At 34.5% G+C, this 25,199-nt stretch carries 24 protein-coding genes and 1 other annotated feature; of the genes, 5 read left to right on the top strand and 19 right to left on the bottom strand.

Features of this window, described 5'->3' with window-relative positions; translation table 11 throughout:
- The first annotated feature begins 23 nt into the window (after positions 1-23).
- Positions 24-1,046 (top strand): GGDEF domain-containing protein, encoded by a 1,023-nt coding sequence (locus DFR57_RS07035; protein ID WP_114352436.1) that lies wholly within the window; start codon positions 24-26, stop codon positions 1,044-1,046.
- Between the two features lie 105 nt (positions 1,047-1,151).
- Here the strand turns inward: DFR57_RS07035 and DFR57_RS07030 are convergent, their stop codons facing one another.
- Together DFR57_RS07030 and htpG are read right to left on the bottom strand one after the other, a co-directional pair.
- Complete coding sequence (locus DFR57_RS07030; RefSeq protein ID WP_114352435.1) at positions 1,152-1,859, bottom strand: TraR/DksA C4-type zinc finger protein; 708 nt, start codon at positions 1,857-1,859, stop codon at positions 1,152-1,154.
- Positions 1,860-2,229: 370 nt separating this feature from the next.
- Complete coding sequence (gene htpG, locus DFR57_RS07025; RefSeq protein ID WP_114352434.1) at positions 2,230-4,110, bottom strand: molecular chaperone HtpG; 1,881 nt, start codon at positions 4,108-4,110, stop codon at positions 2,230-2,232.
- 276 nt (positions 4,111-4,386) lie between these two features.
- Here htpG and DFR57_RS07020 point away from each other — a divergent pair, with 276 nt between their 5' ends.
- Positions 4,387-6,432 carry a thioredoxin domain-containing protein gene (locus tag DFR57_RS07020; RefSeq protein WP_114352433.1) on the top strand — a complete coding sequence of 682 codons (2,046 nt, stop codon included), beginning with the start codon at positions 4,387-4,389 and terminating at the stop codon, positions 6,430-6,432.
- 130 nt (positions 6,433-6,562) lie between these two features.
- Here the strand turns inward: DFR57_RS07020 and leuD are convergent, their stop codons facing one another.
- The 7 genes from leuD to ilvB form a co-directional block, all read right to left on the bottom strand.
- The gene (gene leuD / locus DFR57_RS07015; RefSeq protein ID WP_114352432.1) at positions 6,563-7,153 is read right to left on the bottom strand and encodes a 3-isopropylmalate dehydratase small subunit; all 591 of its coding nucleotides are present in this window, start codon (positions 7,151-7,153) and stop codon (positions 6,563-6,565) included.
- A gap of 26 nt (positions 7,154-7,179) precedes the next feature.
- Complete coding sequence (gene leuC / locus DFR57_RS07010; RefSeq protein WP_114352431.1) at positions 7,180-8,595, bottom strand: 3-isopropylmalate dehydratase large subunit; 1,416 nt, start codon at positions 8,593-8,595, stop codon at positions 7,180-7,182.
- Positions 8,596-8,693: 98 nt separating this feature from the next.
- Entirely contained in the window at positions 8,694-9,761 is a 1,068-nt protein-coding gene (gene leuB / locus DFR57_RS07005; protein ID WP_114352430.1) for a 3-isopropylmalate dehydrogenase, read from the bottom strand.
- A 29-nt stretch (positions 9,762-9,790) separates the two neighbouring features.
- Entirely contained in the window at positions 9,791-11,326 is a 1,536-nt protein-coding gene (locus tag DFR57_RS07000; RefSeq protein WP_114352429.1) for a 2-isopropylmalate synthase, read from the bottom strand.
- Positions 11,313-12,344 (bottom strand): ketol-acid reductoisomerase, encoded by a 1,032-nt coding sequence (gene ilvC / locus DFR57_RS06995; RefSeq protein ID WP_114352428.1) that lies wholly within the window; start codon positions 12,342-12,344, stop codon positions 11,313-11,315. Before ilvC ends, DFR57_RS07000 begins: the two co-directional genes overlap by 14 nt.
- Positions 12,345-12,404: 60 nt before the next feature.
- Positions 12,405-12,926: an acetolactate synthase small subunit gene (gene ilvN / locus DFR57_RS06990; protein WP_114352427.1), complete on the bottom strand. Its 522-nt coding sequence runs from the start codon at positions 12,924-12,926 to the stop codon at positions 12,405-12,407.
- On the bottom strand, positions 12,923-14,653 hold the full coding sequence (gene ilvB, locus DFR57_RS06985) for a biosynthetic-type acetolactate synthase large subunit (RefSeq protein WP_114352426.1): 1,731 nt from the start codon (positions 14,651-14,653) through the stop codon (positions 12,923-12,925). Before ilvB ends, ilvN begins: the two co-directional genes overlap by 4 nt.
- 129 nt (positions 14,654-14,782) lie before the next feature.
- Positions 14,783-15,042, bottom strand: a binding site (T-box leader).
- Positions 15,043-15,386: 344 nt separating this feature from the next.
- On the opposite strand from ilvB, the gene DFR57_RS06980 reads away from it, so the two are divergent.
- Together DFR57_RS06980 and DFR57_RS06975 are read left to right on the top strand one after the other, a co-directional pair.
- Entirely contained in the window at positions 15,387-15,851 is a 465-nt protein-coding gene (locus tag DFR57_RS06980; protein WP_114352425.1) for a DUF6884 domain-containing protein, read from the top strand.
- Between the two features lie 19 nt (positions 15,852-15,870).
- Positions 15,871-16,851 carry a quinone oxidoreductase family protein gene (locus tag DFR57_RS06975; RefSeq protein ID WP_114352424.1) on the top strand — a complete coding sequence of 327 codons (981 nt, stop codon included), beginning with the start codon at positions 15,871-15,873 and terminating at the stop codon, positions 16,849-16,851.
- 133 nt (positions 16,852-16,984) lie between these two features.
- Here the strand turns inward: DFR57_RS06975 and spoVAE are convergent, their stop codons facing one another.
- The 4 genes from spoVAE to DFR57_RS06955 all read right to left on the bottom strand — a co-directional run bounded on the left by spoVAE (position 16,985) and on the right by DFR57_RS06955 (position 19,348).
- Entirely contained in the window at positions 16,985-17,335 is a 351-nt protein-coding gene (gene spoVAE / locus DFR57_RS06970; protein ID WP_114352423.1) for a stage V sporulation protein AE, read from the bottom strand.
- Between the two features lies 1 nt (position 17,336).
- Positions 17,337-18,347 carry a stage V sporulation protein AD gene (gene spoVAD, locus DFR57_RS06965; RefSeq protein WP_114352422.1) on the bottom strand — a complete coding sequence of 337 codons (1,011 nt, stop codon included), beginning with the start codon at positions 18,345-18,347 and terminating at the stop codon, positions 17,337-17,339.
- A gap of 1 nt (position 18,348) precedes the next feature.
- Positions 18,349-18,801, bottom strand: a complete 453-nt coding sequence (spoVAC, locus tag DFR57_RS06960) for a stage V sporulation protein AC (protein WP_114352421.1) — start codon at positions 18,799-18,801, stop codon at positions 18,349-18,351.
- A 97-nt stretch (positions 18,802-18,898) separates the two neighbouring features.
- Positions 18,899-19,348 (bottom strand): hypothetical protein, encoded by a 450-nt coding sequence (locus tag DFR57_RS06955; protein WP_114352420.1) that lies wholly within the window; start codon positions 19,346-19,348, stop codon positions 18,899-18,901.
- A 217-nt stretch (positions 19,349-19,565) separates the two neighbouring features.
- Here DFR57_RS06955 and DFR57_RS06950 point away from each other — a divergent pair, with 217 nt between their 5' ends.
- The gene (locus DFR57_RS06950; RefSeq protein WP_114352419.1) at positions 19,566-20,009 is read left to right on the top strand and encodes a hypothetical protein; all 444 of its coding nucleotides are present in this window, start codon (positions 19,566-19,568) and stop codon (positions 20,007-20,009) included.
- 50 nt (positions 20,010-20,059) lie between these two features.
- On the opposite strand, the gene nfsA is transcribed toward DFR57_RS06950, so the two are convergent.
- From nfsA to DFR57_RS06920, 6 genes are all read right to left on the bottom strand, one after another.
- The gene (nfsA, locus tag DFR57_RS06945) at positions 20,060-20,806 is read right to left on the bottom strand and encodes an oxygen-insensitive NADPH nitroreductase (protein ID WP_114352418.1); all 747 of its coding nucleotides are present in this window, start codon (positions 20,804-20,806) and stop codon (positions 20,060-20,062) included.
- Positions 20,807-20,811: 5 nt separating this feature from the next.
- The gene (locus DFR57_RS06940; RefSeq protein WP_114352417.1) at positions 20,812-21,483 is read right to left on the bottom strand and encodes a hypothetical protein; all 672 of its coding nucleotides are present in this window, start codon (positions 21,481-21,483) and stop codon (positions 20,812-20,814) included.
- A gap of 35 nt (positions 21,484-21,518) precedes the next feature.
- A complete protein-coding gene (locus DFR57_RS06935) occupies positions 21,519-22,640 on the bottom strand; it encodes a S1C family serine protease (protein WP_114352416.1) in 1,122 nt (373 codons plus the stop codon).
- A 16-nt stretch (positions 22,641-22,656) separates the two neighbouring features.
- The gene (locus DFR57_RS06930) at positions 22,657-23,820 is read right to left on the bottom strand and encodes a zinc ribbon domain-containing protein (protein WP_342768831.1); all 1,164 of its coding nucleotides are present in this window, start codon (positions 23,818-23,820) and stop codon (positions 22,657-22,659) included.
- A 389-nt stretch (positions 23,821-24,209) separates the two neighbouring features.
- The gene (lepB, locus tag DFR57_RS06925) at positions 24,210-24,701 is read right to left on the bottom strand and encodes a signal peptidase I (RefSeq protein ID WP_114352414.1); all 492 of its coding nucleotides are present in this window, start codon (positions 24,699-24,701) and stop codon (positions 24,210-24,212) included.
- Between the two features lie 12 nt (positions 24,702-24,713).
- Entirely contained in the window at positions 24,714-25,049 is a 336-nt protein-coding gene (locus DFR57_RS06920; RefSeq protein ID WP_114352413.1) for a PilZ domain-containing protein, read from the bottom strand.
- Positions 25,050-25,199 lie beyond the last annotated feature (150 nt).

The raw sequence follows: 25,199 nt of genomic DNA, 5'->3' as shown, positions 1-25,199 counted from the left end.
TTTATTAAAAAGGAGAACCCATTATGAATCAATATGACGTTTTTAAAAGGTATTTATATTTATTTATTTTACCTGTTATTACTTTTGCGAGCATAATGGGTCTTTTCTTTTCGGATAGTTCGAATCAGCTAAATAACTGGGTTTTAAGTATATATTCCATAGTCTTTTCATTGTCTTGGCTTTTACTATGGTTTGCTAATACATTAAAACTAGTGGAGTATATAAACTTAACCCTAGTCAGTGTTATTCATATAATCAAGTCACATGATATTATTGCCACAGATATGGTCATAAACGGATCAACGCATACGGGAAGTTCAACTTATTGGACTCCGTTAGTATTTGTATTTATTTTTATTTCTTTACCACGTAAATTCGGCTTATATTATGCATTAAGTTTATGGCTAGTTATTGTAGGAATAGGAGCTTATTATTGGAATAAAATACCAGAAGCAGGTCACGAACGTTTGTTGCAATACTTCTTATCAAATTTAATCTATATAATATTCATCTTTTTTGTTCGTCGAATAATGACTTATTATAGTGAAAAAGAAGTAACGGAAAAAATGGCCTATTATGATACATTGACTGGCATTGCCAATCGGCGCAAAATTTACATTTGGTTAGATGAAAGTTTAAAGAAAAAAGAAGATTTTTCAGTTATCCTTTTTGATATTGACTACTTTAAGGCTGTAAATGATAAATATGGCCATCCTATAGGAGACAAAGTATTAAAAAAAATCACCGAGCTCACAACAGCAAATTTAGGCTCAGAGGATTTTTTTGGGCGATGGGGTGGGGAAGAGTTTATTATAGTATCACGAAATAAAACAGAAGAAGAAGTATTTGATTTAGCTAATAAAATTCGAATATCTATCCAAGACTACCCATTTGAAATAATTTCTGGAGTTACAGCTAGTTTTGGATTTGCACAATATCATAATCAGTCGATTGAACTATTACTTGAACAAGCAGATAAATCACTTTATTATGCTAAAGATAAGGGAAGAAATCGTGTTCAAAATTATAACGATATGGAATTATAATCAATTTTGAAGGGTTTTATATGTATTTAAATCGCTATAATTTTAATTCCAGCACTACTATAAATGAAGTGGACTATAAAAAATATAGCCCACTCCACCACTTGTTTACTTATCCGTTGATAATATGGAATTTACTTCATTTTCATCTAAATAATTCTCGTAGGATTCATGTTTTTCATTTACTCCTATAAATTTCCCGTTTTTATCAGCTAATAAAAAACCTTCTATATCTTCAACACTTCCTATCTGTTCGTCTGAATTAAAAAACATATTGTCATAATCTTCATTAGTTTCATTAAAGTCAGAAGGGCTATCTGATGATCCATATTTTTCAACACTTTGCCATGCATCCTCTGCATCAAATAATGTTGCTTTTTCTTCTCCATTTTCCGTTTTCACTTCATTTAAACCAGCATGAATAATGTCTTCTTCAACAGGACGTGTGTGTGGAATATGTTTATCAGCATGTGTAATACACCTATTGGTGGTAGGTAACGCAATAAGTCTCTCAGCCGGTATATCCTTACCACACTGTTCACAAATTCCATATGTGCCGTTTTCAATAGCATTTAAAGCTTCTTCAATTTGTTTCATTTCCTGTTCAGCATGTTCATTTAAAGCAATATCTTTTTCTCGTTCGAATAGTTCCGTGCCTGTGTCACCGGGATGGTTATCGTAATTAGAAAGCTCTGAGCTAGTTTCTTTGTTTTGTTCTATTTCCAAACCGAAATGGTCACTAAGATGCTTTTTGAGTGCGTTTTTTTGAGAAAGTAGTTCTTGTTTACATTGTTCTAATTGTGATCGATGAAGCATTTTTGAATCCTCCTTATTATTTTAACTTTTGTAGTTGTTTTAAATTGAAATATAGATTCAAATTATTTACCTTCTAAAAAATTATAAAGAATCTGATTAGCGTTCAATTATGGAGAAATTGAAGGAGTAATGATGTCTATAAGAGACGCTAAACTCATTTGTAGTATGATACTTAATAATGAATTCTTTAAATCACATCAATAGTATGTCCACAGGAGATGATTTGACTTATGTGTTTTTTCAGAAATATAATACTGGTTTTCCATTGTGTTTTTTCACTAAAAAAGAACATCAAATGATTTAATCATTTGATGTTCTAAAATAGAGCGAAGTCAGTATAAAAACTGCTTGAAATTTAAATATTTCCTCTTTAAACCATTACTTTGCACATATCATTAGAAAACGCTACAGGGTCTTCGATAGGAAGTCCTTCTATTAATAATGCTTGATTGTATAAAATATTTGTATACAATGCAGCTTTGTCTGGATCTGTTTCATAAATTTTCACTAATGATTGAAAGATATCATGCTTATTATTTATTTCTAAAATTTTATTTGCTTCAATATTTTGATTATCTGGCATTGCTTTTAACACTTTTTCCATTTCAATTGATACATCACCTTCAGCAGTAAGACATACTGGATGTGACTTGAGCCGTGTAGATAATCTAACATCTTTCACTTTATTCCCTAAAAGTGTTTTCATGTGATCTAGAAGCTCTTTGTGCTCTTCTTTTTGCTTTTCCGCTTCTTTTTTAGTTTCTTCATCATCTAAATCAAGGTCGCCGCTTGCTACAGACTTAAATTCTTTTTCTTTGTAATTCATCAGCATTTTAATTGCAAACTCATCTACTTCTTCTGTGAAATATAAAATTTCATATCCTTTGTCTTTTAACATTTCTGTTTGTGGTAATTTTTCAATACGATCATGGGACTCGCCACTAGCATAATAAATATATTTTTGATCTTCAGGCATTCTGTCTACATATTCAGCTAGACTCACTAATTTCTTTTCTTGGGATGAATAGAAAAGAAGTAGATCCTGGAGTTTTTCTTTATTTGCACCAAAGTCACTATACACACCAAATTTTAGTTGACGACCAAAAGCTTCAAAGAATTTTTCGTATTTTTCACGAGCATTTTTCAGCATGCTTTGTAAGTGATTTTTCACTTTTTTCTCTATATTCTTTGCAATCAATTTAACTTGTTTATCTTGCTGTAAAATTTCTCTTGAGATGTTTAAAGAGAGATCTTCAGAATCTACAATTCCTTTCAGAAAGCTAAAATGATCTGGGACAAGGTCTGCTGATTTTTCCATAATTAAAACTCCATTGGAATACAATTCTAGTCCTTTTTCAAACTCCTTGGAATAGTAATCATACGGTAATTGTTCAGGAATATAAAGTATGGACTGAAATCTTACCATACCATCTACACTTATGTGTAGGTGTGTTAATGGATTATCAAAACCAAAGTGCTTTTCTTGATAAAAAGCATTATAATCTTCATCGGTTAGTTCTTGTTTATTTTTTCTCCAAATTGGTACCATACTATTAACAGTTTTTTCTTCTGTTACCTCGACAAGCTCATCATCGTCATCACTTTTTGGTTTTTGCTCTGTGACATCCATTTTAATTGGATAACGAATAAAATCAGAGTATTTTTTTACGATTGTTTTTAATTGATGTTCATCAAGGAAATCATCATAGTTTACATCCTCATCATTTTCCTTGATATAAATGATAATTTCTGTTCCTACATCTTCTTTATCATAAGGCTCAATTGTATAACCCTCGACACCAGTTGATTCCCATTTATACCCCTGTTCATCATTTAATGATTTCGTATAAACAACAACTTTATCGGCAACCATAAAGGAAGAATAAAATCCTACACCGAATTGTCCGATTATTTCTTGACCATCTTTCATTTCATTTTCATTCTTGAATGCTAATGAGCCACTTTTAGCAATTGTACCCAAATTAGATTCTAATTCTTCTTTTGTCATTCCGATCCCAGTATCAACAACATGAAGTGTTCTATCAGCTTTATTTGCTGAAATTTTAACGAAATAATCCTCCTGATTGAAGGAAATTTGATCATCCGTAAGTGCCTTGTAATAGATCTTGTCTATGGCATCACTTGCATTGGAAATTAATTCACGCAAGAAAATTTCTTTCTGCGAATAGATGGAATTAATCATCATTTCAAGTAATCGTTTGGATTCGGCTTGAAATTGTTTTGTTTCCATAAAAATACCCCCCAATAAAATATGTATAATGTGTGTTAGCACTCTGATGATAAGAGTGCTAACACACTATTTAATACCATATTTTTAAGGGGAGTGTCAAGTGTTAACATCTTTAGTGCTTTGGACAAGAAGTTCCTCACATTGGCCAGCCATATTAATTTAATTCATACCAAACAGCTACTTTCTAAGCGAAAACTAAAAGTATAGTAAGAGAATAGATGAATTAATAAAAATGTTTCGTTATGATGGAAATAGCAGATCTTTTGGAGGTGCGCCATGAAAAATAATGAGAATGAAAGAAATGCTCTATTTTATGAAAAATCACCATATCTTTTACAACATGCCTATAATCCAGTTGATTGGCATCCTTGGAACGAGAAGGCTCTTGAAAAAGCAAAACTCGAGGATAAGCCTATTTTTTTAAGCATTGGCTATGCAAGCTGTCATTGGTGTCATGTAATGGAGAAAGAGAGTTTTAAAGATCCTGAAATTGCAGAATTTTTAAATGAACATTTTGTATCGATTAAAGTTGATAGGGAAGAAAGACCGGATATTGATGCTATATACATGAAGGCTTGCCAAATGATGACAGGGGAAGGAGGATGGCCACTATCTATCTTTCTCAGTCCAGATCAAATTCCTTTCTTTGCTGGTACGTATTTTCCACCAAAGACATTAGGTAATCGTCCTAGCTTTAGAATGGTACTTAAACAATTAATTGAACAATATCATAATAATCGTGAAAAAATTGATCGGGTAACTAAAAATGTTAGAAACGCTTTAGAAGAATCAACTAAATTAGAAAGTTCAACCGGAATCTCTCTTGGTATGCTTATGGAGGCATATAATGGATTGAGACAGGATTTTGACGAGGCTTATGGGGGATTTGGGAAAGCTCCTAAGTTTCCGCAAGTGCACCATCATTTATTTTTGTTGCGATACTCAGTTTTTCACCAAAATAAAGATGCATTAGATATGGTGGAGCGTAGTGCTCATGCGATGTATGAAGGAGGTATTTTTGACCATATAGGATTTGGATTTAGTCGATATGCTACGGACAATTTATGGTTGATTCCTCATTTCGAAAAAATGCTATACGATAATGCACTATTAACAATTCTTTATTCAGAGCTATATAGCGCAACAGATAAGATCAGGTATAAATCGATTACAGAAAAAGTTGTGTCGTTTCTTCAAACTGACTTAATGGAAAATGACCTTTTTATGGCATCAATTGATGCTGATACGGCAGAAGGGGAAGGGGATTACTATACGTGGTCCATAGATGAAGTAGAAAAGGTTCTAACGAATAAAGAAGCAGAACTTTTTTTACATGCATACGGTTTTTCTGTAAATGGAAATTTTAAAGGTGAAAATTTGCCTAACTTGATTGAAAGAAAACAAAACGAGTATATACAGAAGTTCAAACTAACGGACCAAGAATTAGAAAATGGTTTAGCAGAGGCCCGTGAAAAATTGAAAAATGTGCGAAAAACACGAAATCAGCCTGCTATTGATGATAAATTTCTGTTAGGTTGGAATGCTTTAGCAATTGTCGGATTGGCTAAAGCAGGTAGTAAGCTTCAAAATAAAATGTTCGTGGATCAAGCGAAGAAAAGCATGAATAAGCTTGAAAGTACTTTTTACAAAAACGAAACATGGATGGCTCGTTATTGTAAAGGAGAGCTTAAATACCATGCTTATTTAGATGATTATGCTTATTTATTATGGGCTTACGTAACATTATATGAAGCCACGTTAGAAGTGAATTATATTATAAAAGCAGAGAATTTAGTAACGAAATTAATGGAACAGTTTTGGGATCAGGAAAGAGGAGGATTTTTTTATACAGCTATTGAAGGGGAAGAGCTTTTAATTCGGGAAAAGGAATTTTATGATGGCGCCCTTCCGGGTGGAAATAATGTTATAGGTGAAGTCCTTACAAGGTTAACCTATTACACAAATAATATGGAATATCTAAAAACTGCGGATAAAATTAGAGTAATAAGTAAAGCTTACATCAAAGATTATCCCTTAGCTGCGACATTCTTGTTACAAAGCTTATTTTATGTAGAGCATCCACCAAAACAAATTATTGTCGTTGGAGAGAGGGGGGAGGAAGAAGTAGAAAAGTTGGTTCAGTTATCTAAGAGAAAGTTTATGCCACATATACAGATGATCTTAATTACAGAAGGAGATGACCGTGAGGCGTTTTCTTCCTATAAAAGAATAAATAATCTCGTAACCTTCTATGTATGTGAAAATTTTACTTGTCAATCTCCAACCACTGATTTTGAACAGGTTCTGCGTCACATAAAATAAATGGAAAGACTTCCACTAATGGTTTAGTGGAAGTCTTTTGCATGTGTATGAAAAAGTATAGAAAAGCTTCGATAAAAAAATATAAACTCAAAACTCCATAACTAATCTTAAAAATGGTAATGTATAGCTGTTATGAAAGCTCTCTTTGTTGTTCAAATTGTTTAATTTTATCGTCATGGGTTAAAGTGACTGAAATATCATCCCAACCGTTTAATAACATTTCACGCTTATAGCCATCTAATTCAAAATCCGCATGAAATCCTTGATTATCATAAATTGCCTTACTTTCAAGATCTAGAGTTAATTTATAATCTGAAGCTTCAGCATTATCTATTAATTGTTGAACCTCAGATGGGCTAAGTTGTACTGGGACAATACCATTTTTCGTACAATTATTATAAAAAATATCAGCGTAGCTTGGTGCGATAATTACACGAAAACCATAGTCTTGAAGTGCCCATGGAGCGTGCTCTCGTGAGGAACCACACCCGAAGTTTTCACCTGCTACTAATATAGAGGCATGTTGATATTTTTCCTTGTTTAATGAAAAATCTTCACGCAATTCACCTTTGGAATCATATCTCCAGTTGTAAAATAAAAACTGACCAAAACCTTTTCTTGATATGCGTTTTAAAAATTGTTTAGGAATGATCTGGTCCGTGTCGACGTTGGCACGATTTAATGGATAGACAATTCCCTCATGTTTTCTAATTGGTTCCATATAAGTTACCCCCTTATATCTTTTATTTAAGCAGTAGGTACTTTCATGTGACGTACATCTACAAAGTGACCTTCTATAGCGGCGGCAGCTGCCATTTCAGGACTTACTAAGTGAGTACGAGCACCTGCACCTTGACGACCCTCAAAGTTACGATTTGAAGTAGATGCACAACGTTCACCCTCTGGTACAACGTCATCATTCATAGCAAGACACATACTACAACCAGCTTCTCTCCACTCGAAACCAGCTTCTTTAAAGATGATATCAATTCCTTCTGCTTCTGCCGCTTTCTTCACACTATGAGATCCTGGAACAACAATAGCAGTAACATTAGGATGAACCTTTTGTCCTTTTATAATAGAGGATGCTTTCTTTAAATCAGCCAAACGGGAATTCGTACAAGAACCAATAAATACATGCTCAATCTTCACTGAGGAAATAGGTTCTCCACCCTCAAGCCCCATGTATTCTAATGCTCGTTCTATTTCTTCAATTTCATTATCTGTTTTAGCAGATTCAGGTACAGGAACATTTGCACTAACAGGGATACACATACCTGGATTTGTTCCCCAAGTAACTTGAGGTTCGATTTCATCTGCATTTATTTCAACCATTTCATCGTAAATAGCACCTTCATCAGTAGCAAGTGATTTCCATTCTTTTGCAGCTTCGTCAAAAGCGTCCCCTTGTGGGACATGACGCTTACCTCTTAGAAATTCTACCGTAGTATCATCAGGACTAATTAAACCAGCTCTAGCTCCAGCTTCAATTGACATATTACAGATTGTCATTCTTCCTTCCATAGGAAGATTGCGAATAGCTTCACCTGTATATTCTAAGACATAACCTGTGCCAAAGCGAACCCCAAACTTACCTATAATCGCTAAGATTAAATCTTTTGCAGTAACACCAGTGCCGAGTTTTCCGTTAACTTTAACATTTAATGTTTTTGGTTTAGCTTGCCAGATCGATTGTGTTGCTAAAACATGTTCAACTTCACTCGTACCAATTCCAAAAGCTAACGCTCCAAATGCGCCGTGGGTAGAGGTATGACTATCTCCACAAACGATGGTCTTACCAGGTTGCGTTAAACCTAACTCTGGACCAATTACATGAACAATACCTTGGTCAGGATGATTAATATCAGCAAGGGGAATATTGAATTCAGTACAATTTTGTTTAAGTGTATCCATTTGTGTTTTCGACACTTCATCTTTTATAACATTTCGATGGATAGTAGGTACGTTGTGGTCCATTGTTGCAAACGTGCGATCCGGACGACGAACTGTACGGTTATTTATTCTTAATCCTTCAAATGCTTGAGGAGATGTCACTTCGTGAACCAAGTGAAGGTCAATATATAATAAATCTGGCTTTCCCTCTTCTTCATGAACGATATGCTTCTCCCAAATTTTCTCAACAATTGTCTTAGGCTTTCCCATGCTTTCACTCCTCACTGTTTAGAAAAACATCGCCGCAGAGCTATTATTTTAAATAGGATACGCCGAAGTTTTTTTACTATTATTTTAAAGCTTCAGATTTATTTTAACTCGTTAACAATTAATTCTGTCATCTCGTTTGTATTGACTAACTTTCCATCTTCACTTTTTAAATCAGCAGTATGATAATTTTGATTTAATACACGTTCTACTGCTGCTTCAATTGCAACTGCTTCTTCTTCAAGTTGGAAGGAGTAACGAAGCATTAATGCTGCTGATAAGATCATTGCTATTGGATTTGCTATTCCCTTACCTGCGATATCAGGAGCAGAACCATGTGCTGGCTCATATAAACCTACACCATCTTCTGCTAAACTAGCTGATGGCAGCATTCCAAGTGACCCTGTTAGTACGGAAGCTTCATCACTCAGTATGTCACCAAACATGTTTTCCGTAACAATTACATCAAAGGATGTTGGCTCAGTTATTAATTTCATAGCTGCAGCATCAACTAGAACATGATTAACTGTTACGTCTGGATAATCGCTCTTTTTTTCTTCGACAATTTCTCGCCATAATTTACTAGATTCTAGCACATTTGCCTTATCAACGGAAGTAAGTTGCTTCTTCCTTAATCTAGCACTTTGAAAGGCTTTATCTACTATACGTTCTATTTCTTTTCTAGAGTAGGTCAGTGTATCCACTACACTATTACCGTTATCTCTTCTTTCACTTGGTTGCCCAAAATACAAACCACCTGTTAATTCTCTAACAATTAATAAATCACTTCCTTGGATAATATCCTGACGGAGTGGGGAAGCGTGTAATAATTTTTCAAATCCTTTAACAGGTCTTAAATTTGCATACAAATCAAGCGCTTTACGAATGCCAAGTAAGCCACGCTCAGGACGGAGATGAGAGGGGTTATTATCCCATTTTGGTCCACCCACAGCACCTAACAATACAGCGTCAGAACTTTTACAAGCTTCAATAGTTTCATCAGGTAGTGGATTTTGGTGGTTATCTATAGCAATTCCACCAATATCACAATATTGAAAATCGAACTCATGGTTGAACTTTTTGCTGATTGCGGTTAGGACATCTTTTGCTGCATGAATTACTTCTGCTCCAATTCCGTCTCCGGGCAATAATACAATCTTTTTATTCACATCTATTCCTCCTACTTACGAGCAAGCCTTCAATTGTTTTTTGCGTCTAATGCAGCTTTGTTTATAGCGCGATTGACAGCATTTAAAAATGCTTGAACTGCTGCTTCTAATACGTCTTGAGCAGAACCTCTTCCACTTACCGTTTGGTCGTTTACAGTCATACTTACGTGAACTTCTGCTAATGCATCTCTACCTTGACCAATTGAATTAAGCTGGAAGTCAGTTAAGTGTGTTTTTTCATCTATAATATTATCTAGTGTGTTATACAGCGCTTCCACACTTCCTTGCCCAGTATTGGTATCTTCCACGTTTTCTCCATGTGGATTGATAAGCGTAACGGTTGCACTTGGAATGTGTTGGGAGCCGTATTGAATTTGGAAGTCTTTTAATTTATAACGTTTCACGTTGGAAACATCTGTTTGAATATCCGTTAAAATAGCAAAAAGATCATCATCTGTTACTTCTTTTTTACGATCTGTTAGTAACTTAAATGCAACAAAAGCTTCTTTTAACTTTTCTTCAGGTAATTGATATCCTAATTGATTGATCTTATCCTTGAAAGCATGGCGTCCAGAATGCTTACCAAGTACTAGATTATTGGAGTGTATTCCAACTAGTTCAGGAGTGATAATTTCATAAGTGGAGGCATTTTTTAATACACCATCTTGGTGGATGCCAGATTCATGCGCAAATGCATTTCTTCCAACTACTGCTTTATTACCAGGGACGACCATTCCAGTGAATTTACTAACCATGTCACTCGAGCGTTTAATTTCCTTTAGCACCATATTAGAGTAGTAAGGATAATAATCACTTCGAATATTTAATGCAACAGCGAATTCTTCTAACGAAGCATTTCCTGCGCGTTCACCAATTCCATTTATCGTTCCTTCAACTTGTGTGGCACCATTTTCAATGGCTGCAAAGGAATTTGCTAGAGCCATTCCTAAATCGTCATGGCAATGACAAGATAAATCTACTTTATCTATATTTGGTACGTTTTCTTTAATATATTTAAACATAGCCCCATATTCACGAGGCATTGTGTAACCTACAGTATCAGGCAAGTTTATAACAGTAGCGCCAGCATCGATCACTTTTTCAATTATTTTTGCTAAAAATTCTAAATCAGTTCGAGAAGCATCCTCAGCAGACCATTCTATTTGATCAAATTTTGTTTTACCATACTCGACCATTTTAACAGCTGTTTCGATTACTTCATCTGGAGTTTTCTTCAATTTATATTCCATATGAATAGGGGAGGTAGCAATAAAAACATGTAACCTCGGACTTTCGGCATTTTTTAATGCTTCATAACACGCATCAATATCTGATTTCACTGCTCTTGCTAAACCTGTTACAGAAACATTTTTTACAGTTTCTGCGATATTTTTCACAGCGTCAAAATCACCCTTGGAGGAAGCAGGAAATCCCGCTTCCATTACATCTACTCCAAGGCGTTCTAGTTGTTTAGCTAATTCAAGTTTTTCTAATTGATTAAGATTAACTCCTGGTGATTGTTCGCCATCACGCAAGGTAGTATCAAAAATCTTAATTCTCGTCATTCGAGACCACTTCCTTCTTAGCAATAGCCTTTTGCTTAACAAATGGCATTAACTCACGAAGATCTCTTCCTACAGTTTCAATTAGGTGTTCATTTTCTGCTTTTTTAATTGCTGTGTAACGTGGACGGTTCGTTTGATTTTCTAGAATCCATCCTTGAGCAAATGTACCAGTTTGGATATCTGTTAATACATCTTTCATACGAGCTTTTGTATCTTCTGTTACAATGCGAGGGCCAGAAACGAAATCTCCCCACTCAGCAGTATCAGAGATTGAATGACGCATGTTTTCTAATCCACCCTCATACATTAAATCAACGATTAATTTTAATTCATGTAAACATTCGAAGTAGGCAACTTCTGGCTGATATCCAGCTTCTACTAGTGTTTCAAAACCAGCTTTAACTAGTGCAGATGTTCCACCACAAAGTACAGCTTGCTCTCCGAAAAGATCTGTTTCAGTTTCTTCTTGGAAAGTTGTTTCAAGGATTCCGGCACGGCCTGCACCAATTCCTTTTGCATATGCAAGAGCAACATCTGCCGCCTTACCAGTATAGTCTTGGAAAATACCATAAAGAGCAGGTACTCCAGCACCTTCTTCATATGTTCTACGTACTAGGTGACCAGGACCTTTTGGTGCTACTAAGAATACATCTACATCACTTGGAGGCACGATTTGGTTAAAGTGAATGTTAAAACCATGTGCAAATACTAGTGCATTACCAGCCTCTAGGTTTGGTTTAATGCTTTCTTGATAAATAGATGGTTGATACTCATCCGGAAGTAGAATCATTACAACGTCTGCTTCTTTTGTTGCATCTGCTACAGATTTAACATCTACACCGTCTTCTACAGCTTTATCCCATGATTTCCCTTGTCTTAAACCAACTACTACATCAAATCCACTTTCTTTTAAGTTTAATGCGTGTGCATGGCCTTGAGAACCGTAGCCTATAATAGCGATTTTTTTACCTTGCAAAACCTCTTCGTTAATATTTTTGTTATAAAGTACTTTAGTCATATCTAGTTACATCCTCTCAAAATTTTAATTTTATATATATGTTTTACATAAATACCGTAATTAATTTAGTAGCGAATAAGAGCTACCGTCTTGTATAACTGGTTGTTGCCCTCTAGTAAAGGCAGTTAATCCAGTTCTAGCTAATTCTTTAATGCCATAAGGTCTTAATAACTCAATTAAAGCCTCGATTTTATCAGGTTTACCTGTTACCTGAACCGACAAGCTATCTTTACTTACATCAATAATACTAGCTCTAAAAGGCTCGATAATACCCTGAATTTCATTTCTTAACTGGCTGTTACTAACAATTTTAATTAGTGCCAGTTCTCTTGCAACAATAGCTTTATCTGTTATATCAGATACTTTAATTACATCTATTTGTTTATTTAGTTGTTTGGTAACCTGTTCAAGCTTTTGGAAATCTTCCACATCAACGACGAATGTCATTTTAGACATCCCATCCGTTTCGGTTTTTCCAACAGAGATACTTTCAATATTAAATTGCCTTTTTTGAAGTAAACCAGTTACTCGATTTAATACACCACTACGATTTCTAACAGTTGCAGTAATTATTCGTCTCATGGTTTCACCCCGATCATTTCATTTAAACCTTTACCAGGTGCAATCATTGGATATACATTTTCTTGTTGAAGCACTCTACAGTCAACTAGCACTGGACCATTATAATCAAAGATTCCTGGAAGGGCATTTAAAAATTCTTCTTGTGTAGTGAATTTCATACCTTTGATATTATAAGACTCTGCTAATTTCACAAAGTCTGGTTGAATGCTAAAAATCGATTCTGAGTATCTTTCCGAATAAAAAGCTTCTTGCCATTGACGTACCATACCTAATGCTTGGTTATTAACAATGAATATTTTTACAGGCAATCCACGTTCTTGCAAAATAGATAGCTCCTGTAGAGTCATTTGAAATCCGCCATCTCCGACAATAGCTACTACCGTATCATCAGGTTTTGCTAGCTGTGCTCCGATTGCAGCAGGGAAGCCAAAGCCCATAGTGCCAAGCCCACCAGATGAAACCCAGCGATTAGGGTGTTTAAATTTATAAAACTGTGCGGTCCACATTTGATGCTGTCCAACATCTGTTGTAACAATAGCTTCACCTTTTGTTTGGTCATGAATCTGTTTAATTACCCACTGGCCAATCATTTCACTTTCTGGATTATTAAACCAAAGTGGATAATTTTCTTTATTTTCATGAATCTTTATTAACCAATCATCATGCTGTGGTGACTGCTTTACTTGCGTTAATAAGTGAGTTAAAGCTAATTTGGCATCTCCTACTATTGGAATATGGGTGCGAACATTTTTTCCGATTTCCGCAGGATCAATATCCACATGAGCAACAGTGGCATTTGGTGCAAATGATGCTAAGTTACCTGTTAAACGATCATCAAAACGAGCACCAATATTTATTAATAAGTCACATTCGTATAACGCAGTATTTGCAGCGTATGTGCCGTGCATCCCAGCCATCCCTAAAAATAACGGGTGGTCTCCAGGAAATGCCCCTAGCCCTAAAAGAGTGGATGCTACTGGTAAGGAATGCTTTTCAGCAAAAGTTAGGACTTCCTCAGAAGCATCTGCCATCAATATCCCTGCACCAGATAGAATAATTGGCTTTTTAGAATTTCCGATAGCTTCTGCCAATTTTTTAAGTTGCAACGGATTTGGTTTTACAGTTGGTTGATATCCTGGAAGGTCTATATCCGTATTCGATTTGAAATCCGCATCAATGATCTGAGCCGAAATATCTTTTGGAATATCAACTAAAACCGGACCAGGTCGACCTGTTGTAGCAATGTGGAACGCTTCTTTTACAATTCTCGGTAGATCTTTGATATCTCTAACTTGGTAATTATGCTTTGTAATCGGTGTTGTAATTCCCATAACATCCGCTTCTTGAAAGGCATCAGTTCCAATGACACCTTGAGCTACTTGACCGGTAAAGACAACTAAAGGAAGAGAGTCAATCATTGCATCAGCGATTCCTGTAACTAAATTAGTAGCACCTGGACCTGAAGTAGCGATAACAACACCTGGTTTTTCAGATACCCTTGCATAGCCTTCTGCGGCATGAATAGAGCCTTGCTCATGGCGAGCTAATACCTGATTAAAAGAGCTGCGTGCTTTATATAATGCATCAAAAATCGGTAAAACTGCACCACCCGGGTAGCCAAATAGTGTATCAACCCCTTCATTTATTAGGGCTTCCACTAGAAGATCTGATCCCGTTTTTGGATCTTGTGTTTGTTGTTGATCCATTGATTTATTTGTTCGTTCCATTCTAATCCCTCCTAATTTGAAAAACTATAAGCTTATTTTAGTTAGTATTTTGTAACTTCAACTAATTATGAATGTGGATATAAAAAAGACCTTTTCTATCTTGATTGAGATGTAAAAAAACATCATCATTCAAGGGAGAAAAGGTCTTATCTTTTCACGGTACCACCCTGATTTACAATATTTTCGCAAATATTGCCTCTAAAAGCGTAAAGACGCTTCCTTTTGATAACGGGTGCTAAGTAACACCCGGTTAAACCTACTTTTAAAAAAGTTTTTCAGTTTAACACTCAGGGATGAGTATCAGAATAAGTAGCATTATCGAGTTTCCACCATCCTCGACTCTCTAAAAATACAGTTGCTTATTCTTTTATTCCCTTCATCGCTTTACTCGACTTTAATTCATATACTATTTACTATCATACCAAACTTTTTCGTGGTATGTCTATATAAATGAAACAAATAATGTTGGTATTGATGAAATAATAATTTATCTGATTGACGACAATAATACAACCATTTTAGGTGTAGGTCAACCGCTTTTTATAAATTTTCTGACTTTTGCAAAAAAGCGCAAAATCAGTAAGCGATTACATTGTTGTTTTTATAAGATTTTATTCAGAGATTTTAATAAGAACTATTTTTTGAATATTTTATGTCTTCATATATTTTGCTTCTTTTTTTTGCTCCAGTATAATTAGGCTATACATATTAAAAGTAGAAAGAAGGAAATACTGTGTCTGCAATTTGTATCATTCCATGTGGCAAGAAAAAAATATGGGACAAGTATCCATCAGAGGGAGCTGTTTCTGCTGAAGAAGCTTACATTGGAACCTTTCATCGTTTAGCAGAACAGTACGCAAAGAAATTTTTTAATGACTGGATAATAATATCAGCGAAACACGGCTTTTTGTTACCGCACGACATTGTTCCTGAAAACTATGACTTAACTTTTGGACAAAAAGGAAAAAAAACAATTTCTATCGAAAGGTTAAAAGAACAAATTGAAGAAAAAAATTTGACGGGATTTGATAATATCGTTGTACTTACAGGGAAAAAGTATCAACCAATTATTTCGTCTATTTTTCATCAAGCAAAAAGTATCCAATTTCCGCTTGATGGGTCAAAAGGTATTGGAGATATGCAAGCACGATTAAAAAGTGCAGTGCTTGAAAATAAGAAAATTCATGATGGAAGATGATTAGAGAAGGAGGATTATTGTGCAAGCATTTGTATTAGAAGGTAAAGAACTGAAAAATCGTATAATGGAAGAACCAGAGCTTGAAGCCCATGATGTTAAAATCAGGGTTAAAAGTTCGGGTCTAAATCATCGAGATTTAAATATCCCTACTAGGCGTAAGTTTTCAAAAGAACCACTTATACTAGGTTCAGATGGTGCTGGAGTTATTATAGAAGTGGGGGAGAAGGTAAGTGAATATAGTGTTGGGGATGAAGTTATCATAGACCCATTTACTGGGTGGAAAGAAAATACTCCTAGCCCACCAGATGAGTTTGAAATTCTCGGTATGCCATCACATGGTACATTTTCTGAAATTTTTGTTGCTAATGAAGAGAATGTAAGTAAAAAGCCATTACATTTAGACTGGAATGAAGCGGGTGTGATCGCTTTAGCTGGATTGACCGCTTATCGTGCAGTCGTTACAAAAGCTAATATTAGGAAAAATGATACCATTTTTATACCGGGAGCTGGAGGCGGTGTTAATATGCTGGCTATTAAATTCGCGTCTGCTCTTGGTGCAAAAGTTATTACTAGTTCAAGGTCTAATGAGAAAAGAGAATTGGCGAAGAAAATAGGTGCTTCACAAGCTATTTCAACACACGGAGATTGGAAGGAAGAGTTGAAGCATGAAAGAATTGACGTTGTCATAGAAGGGATAGGAGGGGACACCTTTCTTCGTTCTTTAGATGTATTAAAAAAAGGTGGAACGATTGTTACTTATGGTTCATCTACTGCAGATACGTTTCAATTTGATCTTAGAGCTTTTTTCTATGGTCAATACAAAATGTTTGGTTCAACAATGGGAAGTAAAGAAGAACTCACACAAATGCTAGCATTTATTAAAGAATACAATATTAAGCCGGAAATTGGAGCGGTTTTTCCTCTGAAAGAGGCTAGACATGCTTTTGAATATTTAAAAGAGAGTAAACAGTTTGGTAAAGTAGTATTGACAAATTCTTAAAAACGTTAAAAAAAGAAGTTCGCCTTTCTAAAGCGATCTTCTTTTTTTTGTGAGTTGGGGGGTTTCTTTAAATAATAAGTAAGGATTAAAATCCTTTAGTAAATGACTACAAAATATACTGAAGTACAATAAATCATCCTTTTGCTTTAAAGATAAGCGCGCCGATCATGCCAAATATGATAGCAGCAGAGATACCTGAGCTTGTTACCTCAAACATTCCAGTTACTACGCCAATAAGGCCATGCTGATCGGCTTCATTTAGTGCTCCATTCACTAATGCATTACCGAAGCTCGTAATAGGAACAGTTGCACCTGCACCTGCAAAGTCAATAAGTGCATCATACCAACCGATTGATCCTAGAACTGCACCTGCTACCACTAAGATACTTAATGTATGCCCTGGTGTGAATTTATAGATATCCATTAATAACTGGCCAATTACACATATGAGGCCACCAATTATAAATGCTGAAAGAAATACCATGTTAAACCTCTCCATTCTCGATAGATACAGCATGTGCAATGCAGGGAATAGATTGTTTCTGTTGAACGGTTAAAGGAGAGAGCAAAGCACCAGTAGCTACCACCAGTATTTTGTTTAATTCCTTATTTTTAATTTTATTTATAAAATGCCCGTAAGTAACTAAAGCAGAGCAAGCTGAGCCACTTCCTCCTGCCATCGTTGGCTGAGAGGAGGAATAAAGTTCAAGCCCACAATCGAGAAATTTTTCTTGTGGAATAGATATATTCATTTCTTCTAACAATGATAAACACAACTCTCTCCCGTAATACGCTAAATCTCCTGTAATGATTAAATCGTAATCAGAAGGTTTTATATTTCGTTCTTTTAAGTGTGTAGAGATGGTATCAGCTGCTGCAGGAGCCATCGCTGCTCCCATATGAAATGGATCGTGTAAGTCATAATCTATAACTTTTCCTATTGTGGCAGATGTAATTTTAGGTCCTTTTCCGTTTTTGGAAAGGATGGCTAGACCTGCTCCAGTAGCCGTCCACTGGGAAGTATTCGGTTTTTGACTACCATACTCTGTAGGATAGCGGAATTGCTTTTCCACTGCAGAATTATGACTAGCGGCACCAGTCATTACGTAGTTAGCACTTTCACTATTAATAAGCATAGCTCCAATAGCTAACCCTTCCATTGAAGTAGCACATGCGCTAAATAATCCCAAGTAAGGTATATTTAACTTCTTAGCAGCGAAACTAGAAGGCGTAATTTGATTAATAAGATCGCCATGAAGGAAAAAATTAATGTCTGAATGTGCTATAGAGGCCTTTGAAACAGCAAAGTCAGAAGCTTTTTCAATAAGTGCCGTATGTGCTTTTTCAAAGGAAGTTTCATTACACCATTGATCATCGAAGAAATAATCAAAGTCTGCCTTTATTTTTCCTGCTTTTTCAAAGGGTCCTCCAACAACACCGGTGGATATTATCGTTGGTTTGTTAGAGAAGATCCATGTTTGATTTCCATTTAACACGTTAATTCCCCCATAGATTTAAAATTGTTTTAATAAGCGCAAGTACAAAAGCAGAAAAAACACCAAATAGGATTACTGAACCTGCAAGCTTAAACATGTTTCCCCCAACACCTTGGACATAGCCTTCCGTTCTATGCTCAATAGCTGCAGAAATCACGGCATTGCCAAATCCTGTAACAGGTACTGCTGTTCCAGCACCAGCAAATTGAGCAATCCTGTCGTAAAAGCCAAAACCTGTAAGTAACATGGTGAAAAAAATTAAGGTAGCCACGGTAGGGTTTCCAACTGTTTTCTCTGTGAAATCAAAAAAATACATATAGAAGTAGGATAGTGCTTGACCAATAACACAAATAAATCCACCAACCACAAATGCCTTCATACAGTTTAATAAAATTGGAGGATTATCTGTTTTTTTTGTAACAAGGTTTTTATAGGAATTTTGGGTTTGAACCATTGTGATCTCCTTTTTTGGTTGAAGATGTAGGATAATTTAGATAGTCAAAGCTCCCTAATTTTGTGAGAGTTATGAATAATTATTAATAAACTTGATATTATGCGTTATCCTTCATCAGTTTTTTTAATTTCGTGAATTTCTTCTTTTTCTCAGTATTCGTAAATTCATTATTCTCTAATTTGGATATTTCTATATAGATTTTTTCATCAGAGCTTACCTTTATTTTTTTTGTGTGAAGCTTTTCCTTTAGCTCTTTTTCTAACTTTTTTTCAATCTTTTGTTCTGTGAATTGTTGGAAAAAATCAACTTTAATAGCGATGATTAATTCGTTTTCTGATTCCAGTATTTTGTAGGAAGAAAGAAAGTCATTTTTTTTATTTAAAATTGCTGTTGCCTGTTTCGATAGTGTCCCGTTAATATCGTCTGTACCTTTTTCAATATTTATTGGAGTCACTGTATTAGTTTGGGTTTCATTATTTTCTCCTGCATTACATGCAAAGAGAAGACTTAGAACACTTACGATTAAAATAACCATTCCTTTATTCATGTATCAACCATCCTTCTGTTATTTATTGAAACGTTTACGTAAGGCATAAAGAGGGAAACAGTTTAAGGTGCAAACGACAAATATTTACTCTTATCCTAAGTATTTGTGAAATTTTTATACCCCAAAATTTCAAAGAATAAAAAATGGATAAAATTTGAAACCTTTTAGCGTTTCTAAACGTCTATATAGTATGGAAGGATGAAGGGGTGAGAGCAGCATGAGGAAGCTTTATATTTCTGCAATATTAATTATTTTGTTAATTCTTGGTGGATTTTGGTGGATAAGCCTAAATTCAAAAGCTGAATTAGAAAACACGGTGAAAATAAGTGAAAGTTATGAGGATTTTATTATACATATTCGAGTTGAAAAACATGAAGGGGGCATGCAGGTTCTTCGATCCATTGAATATACTGGAAAAGAAGAAGTCATTATTGAGCATCGAACACCTTTAACACAGGTAACCATTGATCAGCCAAATGGCTCCTTTACGGGAAGCTTTGTCTCAAAAACGTTACGTCCGGGATTCAGTTACCATCCTCAAGAACCTATTCATTTTGATTCGTTAGATAAAGGGGAGCATAAGATATATGTTCACACTCAATTTTTCATAGAAGAGGAAAGAGTGGATATTGAAACAGAAGGTCGTTTAGTCTTTAAATAAAACCCATTGCCACGCATAAATGCGAAGCAATGGGTTTTGAATTACAGTCCTTATTTTTTTCTAAAGCCCTTACTCATTACAAATTGTGTAACATCCATTCTAGTGGGCGACATAAGCTTTCGTGTCATTTGGTTTGACCAATTGTCCTGGCGATTATTACTTGCTCTATTGGAATAATAGTCATTCAACTGCTTATCAAAAGCAATGATAGAGGGATAAATATCTTTATTATCCAAGTATGTATCAAAAAAATGAAGTGCCTTAATTGGTAATTTTGGTTTTATCTCAGGATGATGATCGGGGTAACCTAGAACTAAACCGAAAAGTGGGATAACATTTTTTGGTAATTTTAATAATCGGTCTACTTTAGAGATATTATTCCGAATACTACCGATATAACAAATGCCAATTCCTAATGATTCTGCTGCGATTACAGCGTTTTGCGCAGATATGGTTGCATCAATTGTAGCTACCAAAAGATGTTCTGTGTTTTCGAGATTATCCTTCATTTGATTAAGTTCTTCTGGTGTTGCCATAATAGAATTTCTGTTTAAATCCGCACAAAATACAAATAAGTGGCCATTTTTTTCAACATAGGGTTGAGTGGTTATTGCTGCAAGTTCTTTCTTGATACTAGGGTCAGTTACACTTATGATAGAATACGCCATCATATAACTCGAGGTCGATCCTTTAGTAGCAGCTTCTAAAATAAGGTTAAGGTCACCTTGTTTAATTGGTTCATTTTTAAACTTTCGAATGGAACGGTGATTTAAAATAGTATCTATCGTGGAATTCATATAAATTACTCCTCGTTCGTAAGATTAATTAATAATTCCTTTTCCATCTCTAATGCCTGAAGTTCTTCATCATTTGTATATTGAACGTTTAACTGAGCAGTCTCATTGTCCAACCATTTACTTGATGAGATTATAGTTGAAGGTTGTAAAAAGAAACTTTGAGTAAATGGGACGGTTGACCATGTTTGATTATTAAAAATTTTAAAGTAGGTTTCTTTTGAATTCTGGAGTGTAAATAGCGTATACACACCATCTGGAGAGACAATAAATGAATTTAATTTGGTAAGGTCATCCAACAAATAAGATTCATGATTGACTTCTTGATTTAATAATAAATAAGAGCATTTATTCTCAAAACAGGAAAATTCTAAAACGTAAATTTCATTTTGATCGTTAAGACTTATTTGATTTAACTCCATATTTTCGATAGCTATAGATGTGTTTTTTACCGTATTTAAATAGGCATTCAAGATACCTATTTTATTTGCATCAATTGAAATAACAGAATCATTAATTAGGAACTCAAGTATTTTATCTTCCTCAGTAAACGTTACTTCTGGCACTTCTTCAATAGTAGATTCTTCTGCAGGTGGTTCTTCTATTTTAGTTATTGCTGGTTCATTCTCTTCACATCCTACAAGAATAATGAACAATAAGATTAACATACTCCATTTCAAATTGGCTCACCTTACTCTCAAAATAGTATAAATGTTTAATCATCATAGTTTAATATTTTCAACTGATCATTTTCACTCGCTACTATTAATTGATAATTCCAATTCTCATTAATTTCATTGGTCGCATCATTTCTTAAAGTAACATCAACGATCACTTTAATTTCAACCTCACCATTACTGTACTCAGAACTGATATTGGATATTTCCATATCGCTAACATGAATAAAATCATCTCTAAAGTCTTGATAACGAAGGTCCTCTTGCTCACTGCTTCCAAGCAATGTATAAGCATTAATGTATTCTCTAGCAGCAATATTCTGAAAAAAAACTTCAACCAAATTAGTGGCGTCTTCTATAATTTGATCTTCATTTAACTGTTGGTCAATAGGTGTAAGGTATACTAATTCAGATTCATCTACTTCTTCGATCCACGTATCAATCTGTTTTTTTACAGAGGGCATAGGAATACTAAATCCGACATCACTGTCACTAATACCCGCAGCATTTATTGCAATTACTTTACCCGACTCTCTATCAATTAATGGGCCACCGCTATTTCCGTGTGTTATGTTTGCAGAGATTTGATAGACATCTGTGTAGCTGTAATCATTTATGGAGAAATTTCGATCGGTTCCCACAACTAGCCCGATAGATACTGCATTTTGGATTCCAGTAGGGCTTCCAATAGCAATTACCTCGTCTCCAATATCAGCAAAAATTTCATTTTCAATAGATATTGGCTGCTCTTCAGCTAATTGCGGCACTCTGATAACAGCTACATCGTGATCTTTTCCTATTCCTACAATTGCTGCAGGAAAACTACGCGAGTTATGTAACGTGACAAAAATCTGCTCCGCGTCCTCTAAAACATGAGCATTTGTTACAATATCGCCTTTATTATTATATAAGAAACCTGCGCCAGTTTTTTCTGTCATACTATTAGATGTTTCTATTTGAACGACACTATTTTGAGAGCGGTCAATAATTGATTTTAAATCTAACGGACTATTTTCATCAGATGCGACCGATGCTAATGAATTCGTTTGATGTAAGGCTTCTGATGTCCAGTTGTTATATAATAGAACCGTCAATATTATGCCGGATATGAAAAGCAATATAGATAGACCAATGGGTATATGTGTATGTTTTTTTAGCATCAGTTGTTCCCCCAAATTAATCAATAAACCAAGTGATCTTAGTCACTTCAGCTGTTAAATCATTATTCTTTATCTCTTTATTAAAATGTGTAAACTCAAATTTTCCTTTTTCATCTGGATACAAGGTCTCAGGGAATACATACACGTCATTTTCTAATATTTGTGTATCGTTATTCTTTAATTGATAGCTTACTAAAATGGAATTAATAGGTACTGTTGCCACACTTTTTATTTCCCCTGTGACTGTTATTTCATTGGTCGATACAGAAGCATTTACGTTTAATACTTCTACTGCTTGATTTCGATTAATTTCATCTTCTTGCTCGTATATTGTCAATGCTTGTTCTATTCGTTCTTCTTGAGCTGTTTCAAAAGCTATCTTTTCTTTTTCCACTGTTGTTTTTAAGCTTTGTAGTTGTTCCGACTCTTCCGCATAAATAAGTCCATCTTCCACAACTAACATAGCTTGATTAAATTGATTTTCTTTTAATAGTTCTGTTGCATGATTAGAAGTATGCGCAACAATTTTTTCTTGAATTGCTTCTTTTATTACTTCGGCTTTTTCATCTGTTATTTCTTCAACTTCCCACAACAATTCTTTCAGCTCATCCTTGGAAAGGTCATTGGTTAATTTATGTTCTGCTTGTTGATAAAGAATATTATTTCTATAATCAGACACCGTAGTATTTAGTTTATTAATTAGATCACCTTTAAAACCAGAAATATTATTTTCTATCGCAGTTAGTTTATCTAATGCTTCTTCATAATTTTGATTTTTAGCTAATGCGTCAATATCATTAATCGTATTTTTACTTTCAATGGCAATTTTTAAAAAATCCAATACTGCTTTTGCTGTAGGAAAATTATTTTTATGATCGAGTGCTTGTTCTATATATTCTTTTGATGTTTGATAATCTCCAATTAGGGCCATTTCTTCAGCTTGTTGATATAGTTCTTGGGCATCATTTTCTTGCTGCTGTGTTCTGACAAATAAGACGGTTATAAATAAGGCAATAACTAGCGAAATAATAATAGGATACTTCCACCATTTCCATTTTGATTTGCTTGATGTAACTCTCTCATCAAAATCACTAGGTAACTCCTTGCCACATTTCATACAATATTTTTCTTCTTCTATTACTAAACTTCCACAATAAGGGCAGTAGTGCAAAGGAAACACTCACTTTCATCATCTTTATGATATTAGTATATCATGATTTGCAATCCTATGAGAGTGTTGTTAAATTGAAATAATAAGGTATAATAATAATTAACATTAAGATGAAGAGGTGCTTATGCATGTTTGATGTAATTTTTGGTTTAATTAGTTTTCTTGTTTTAATAACTTTCATTGGTTTTAGCATTTTTGATCGTGCTAAATAGAAAAAACGCCTTCTTTTTGATGAGAAGGCGTTTTTTAGTGTTTATATAAGAAGTGAATCGCAGTACCAATACATTCGTTATCTTGTGCAATTTGATAAGCATACTAAAAAAGTAGATACAACCACTAAGGGTATCTAGTTTAAGTTAGTTTCTAATTCAATAGGGTTTGGTTATGGTGTTAAATTTTCATGGGAACTTCAAAGATTTGGCTATTATTTCATCTCGACTAATAAACCCCAAACCATTACGACTATCTTTACTGTATATTCGATTATCTCCCATAACAAAGTAACTGTCTTTTGGAATAACGATAGGACCAAAATCAGTGGTTGAATTTTGCACGTCAATTGGTAGAAAATGCTGTGCATATGGCTCACCATTTATATAAAGCGTATGATTTCTAACTTCTACTGTTTCGTTAGGTAAAGCTATTATTCGTTTAATATATTGTTTAGTTGGTTTCTCAATTATAACAACGTCTCCACGTTTGGGATCATCAAACATATATACCCATTTGTTAGCTAAAATTAATTCTCCCTGTTCGTAGGTAGGGTCCATGCTTTTTCCTTCAATTACAGAAGTTTGAAAAAGAGCTTGGTATAAAAAGTAAAATAAAAGGAAGGTAACTAGAAAAAATTTGATAAGGGTTAGTAAGTTTAACTTTTTTTGTTTTACCAACTGAAACACTCCCTATCTTTCCTTTTGTTTTTTTGCCATTTCTTTTAATGTATCAACTAATTGCTGTTGATAATCTCCATCTTCTTCAAATTGTACACCACATTGAACGTAACTCCCATAGTCATTCATCCAAACAATTTTACCTTCACGAGAAAATGAATTATTTAAAATTGAATAGGAAAGTGTGACCGAGGCAAATCTATTAACTTTTTCTGTCATTTCAATTTTCATTCCATTTAAGCTAATGTCATGAATAGATATTTGCTTCTTTTCATTCTGGAAGATTAATTCTCCGGATAAAGGTTGATTAAAAACAAAACGAAAAGGTTCATTTCTTTTATAGTACATAGACCTTGCCTCACTTTATTAATATAAATGGTAAATAAAATTATTACTATAATTATAGCATGAATTCTGCTTCTTTTGTCGAAATTTCACGTAAATTATAGGTAAATATAATTAAATTCAAATACATTTTGTCTAATATTGCGTTTCACT

This window comes from Saliterribacillus persicus (assembly GCF_003337485.1).
GTDB lineage: Bacteria > Bacillota > Bacilli > Bacillales > Amphibacillaceae > Saliterribacillus > Saliterribacillus persicus.
Note: the sequence above shows the minus strand (reverse complement) of the source record. Positions and strands in the feature narration are given on the sequence as shown.

Excerpts from the sequence above, each read along its gene's own strand:
- nfsA (WP_114352418.1), bottom strand. The coding sequence starts at position 20,806 with ATGAATTCCACGATAGATACTATTTTAAATCACCGTTCCATTCGAAAG.
- leuD (WP_114352432.1), bottom strand. The coding sequence starts at position 7,153 with ATGGAACCAATTAGAAAACATGAGGGAATTGTCTATCCATTAAATCGT.
- DFR57_RS06935 (WP_114352416.1), bottom strand. The coding sequence starts at position 22,640 with ATGCTAAAAAAACATACACATATACCCATTGGTCTATCTATATTGCTT.
- DFR57_RS06920 (WP_114352413.1), bottom strand. The coding sequence starts at position 25,049 with ATGTACTATAAAAGAAATGAACCTTTTCGTTTTGTTTTTAATCAACCT.
- spoVAC (WP_114352421.1), bottom strand. The coding sequence starts at position 18,801 with ATGGTTCAAACCCAAAATTCCTATAAAAACCTTGTTACAAAAAAAACA.
- htpG (WP_114352434.1), bottom strand. The coding sequence starts at position 4,110 with ATGGAAACAAAACAATTTCAAGCCGAATCCAAACGATTACTTGAAATG.
- DFR57_RS07000 (WP_114352429.1), bottom strand. The coding sequence starts at position 11,326 with ATGACGAGAATTAAGATTTTTGATACTACCTTGCGTGATGGCGAACAA.
- DFR57_RS06955 (WP_114352420.1), bottom strand. The coding sequence starts at position 19,348 with ATGAATAAAGGAATGGTTATTTTAATCGTAAGTGTTCTAAGTCTTCTC.
- leuC (WP_114352431.1), bottom strand. The coding sequence starts at position 8,595 with ATGGGAAAGCCTAAGACAATTGTTGAGAAAATTTGGGAGAAGCATATC.
- ilvN (WP_114352427.1), bottom strand. The coding sequence starts at position 12,926 with ATGAGACGAATAATTACTGCAACTGTTAGAAATCGTAGTGGTGTATTA.
- DFR57_RS07030 (WP_114352435.1), bottom strand. The coding sequence starts at position 1,859 with ATGCTTCATCGATCACAATTAGAACAATGTAAACAAGAACTACTTTCT.
- ilvC (WP_114352428.1), bottom strand. The coding sequence starts at position 12,344 with ATGACTAAAGTACTTTATAACAAAAATATTAACGAAGAGGTTTTGCAA.
- DFR57_RS07035 (WP_114352436.1), top strand. The coding sequence starts at position 24 with ATGAATCAATATGACGTTTTTAAAAGGTATTTATATTTATTTATTTTA.
- ilvB (WP_114352426.1), bottom strand. The coding sequence starts at position 14,653 with ATGGAACGAACAAATAAATCAATGGATCAACAACAAACACAAGATCCA.
- spoVAE (WP_114352423.1), bottom strand. The coding sequence starts at position 17,335 with ATGGTATTTCTTTCAGCATTTATAATTGGTGGCCTCATATGTGTAATT.
- DFR57_RS07020 (WP_114352433.1), top strand. The coding sequence starts at position 4,387 with ATGAAAAATAATGAGAATGAAAGAAATGCTCTATTTTATGAAAAATCA.
- DFR57_RS06950 (WP_114352419.1), top strand. The coding sequence starts at position 19,566 with ATGAGGAAGCTTTATATTTCTGCAATATTAATTATTTTGTTAATTCTT.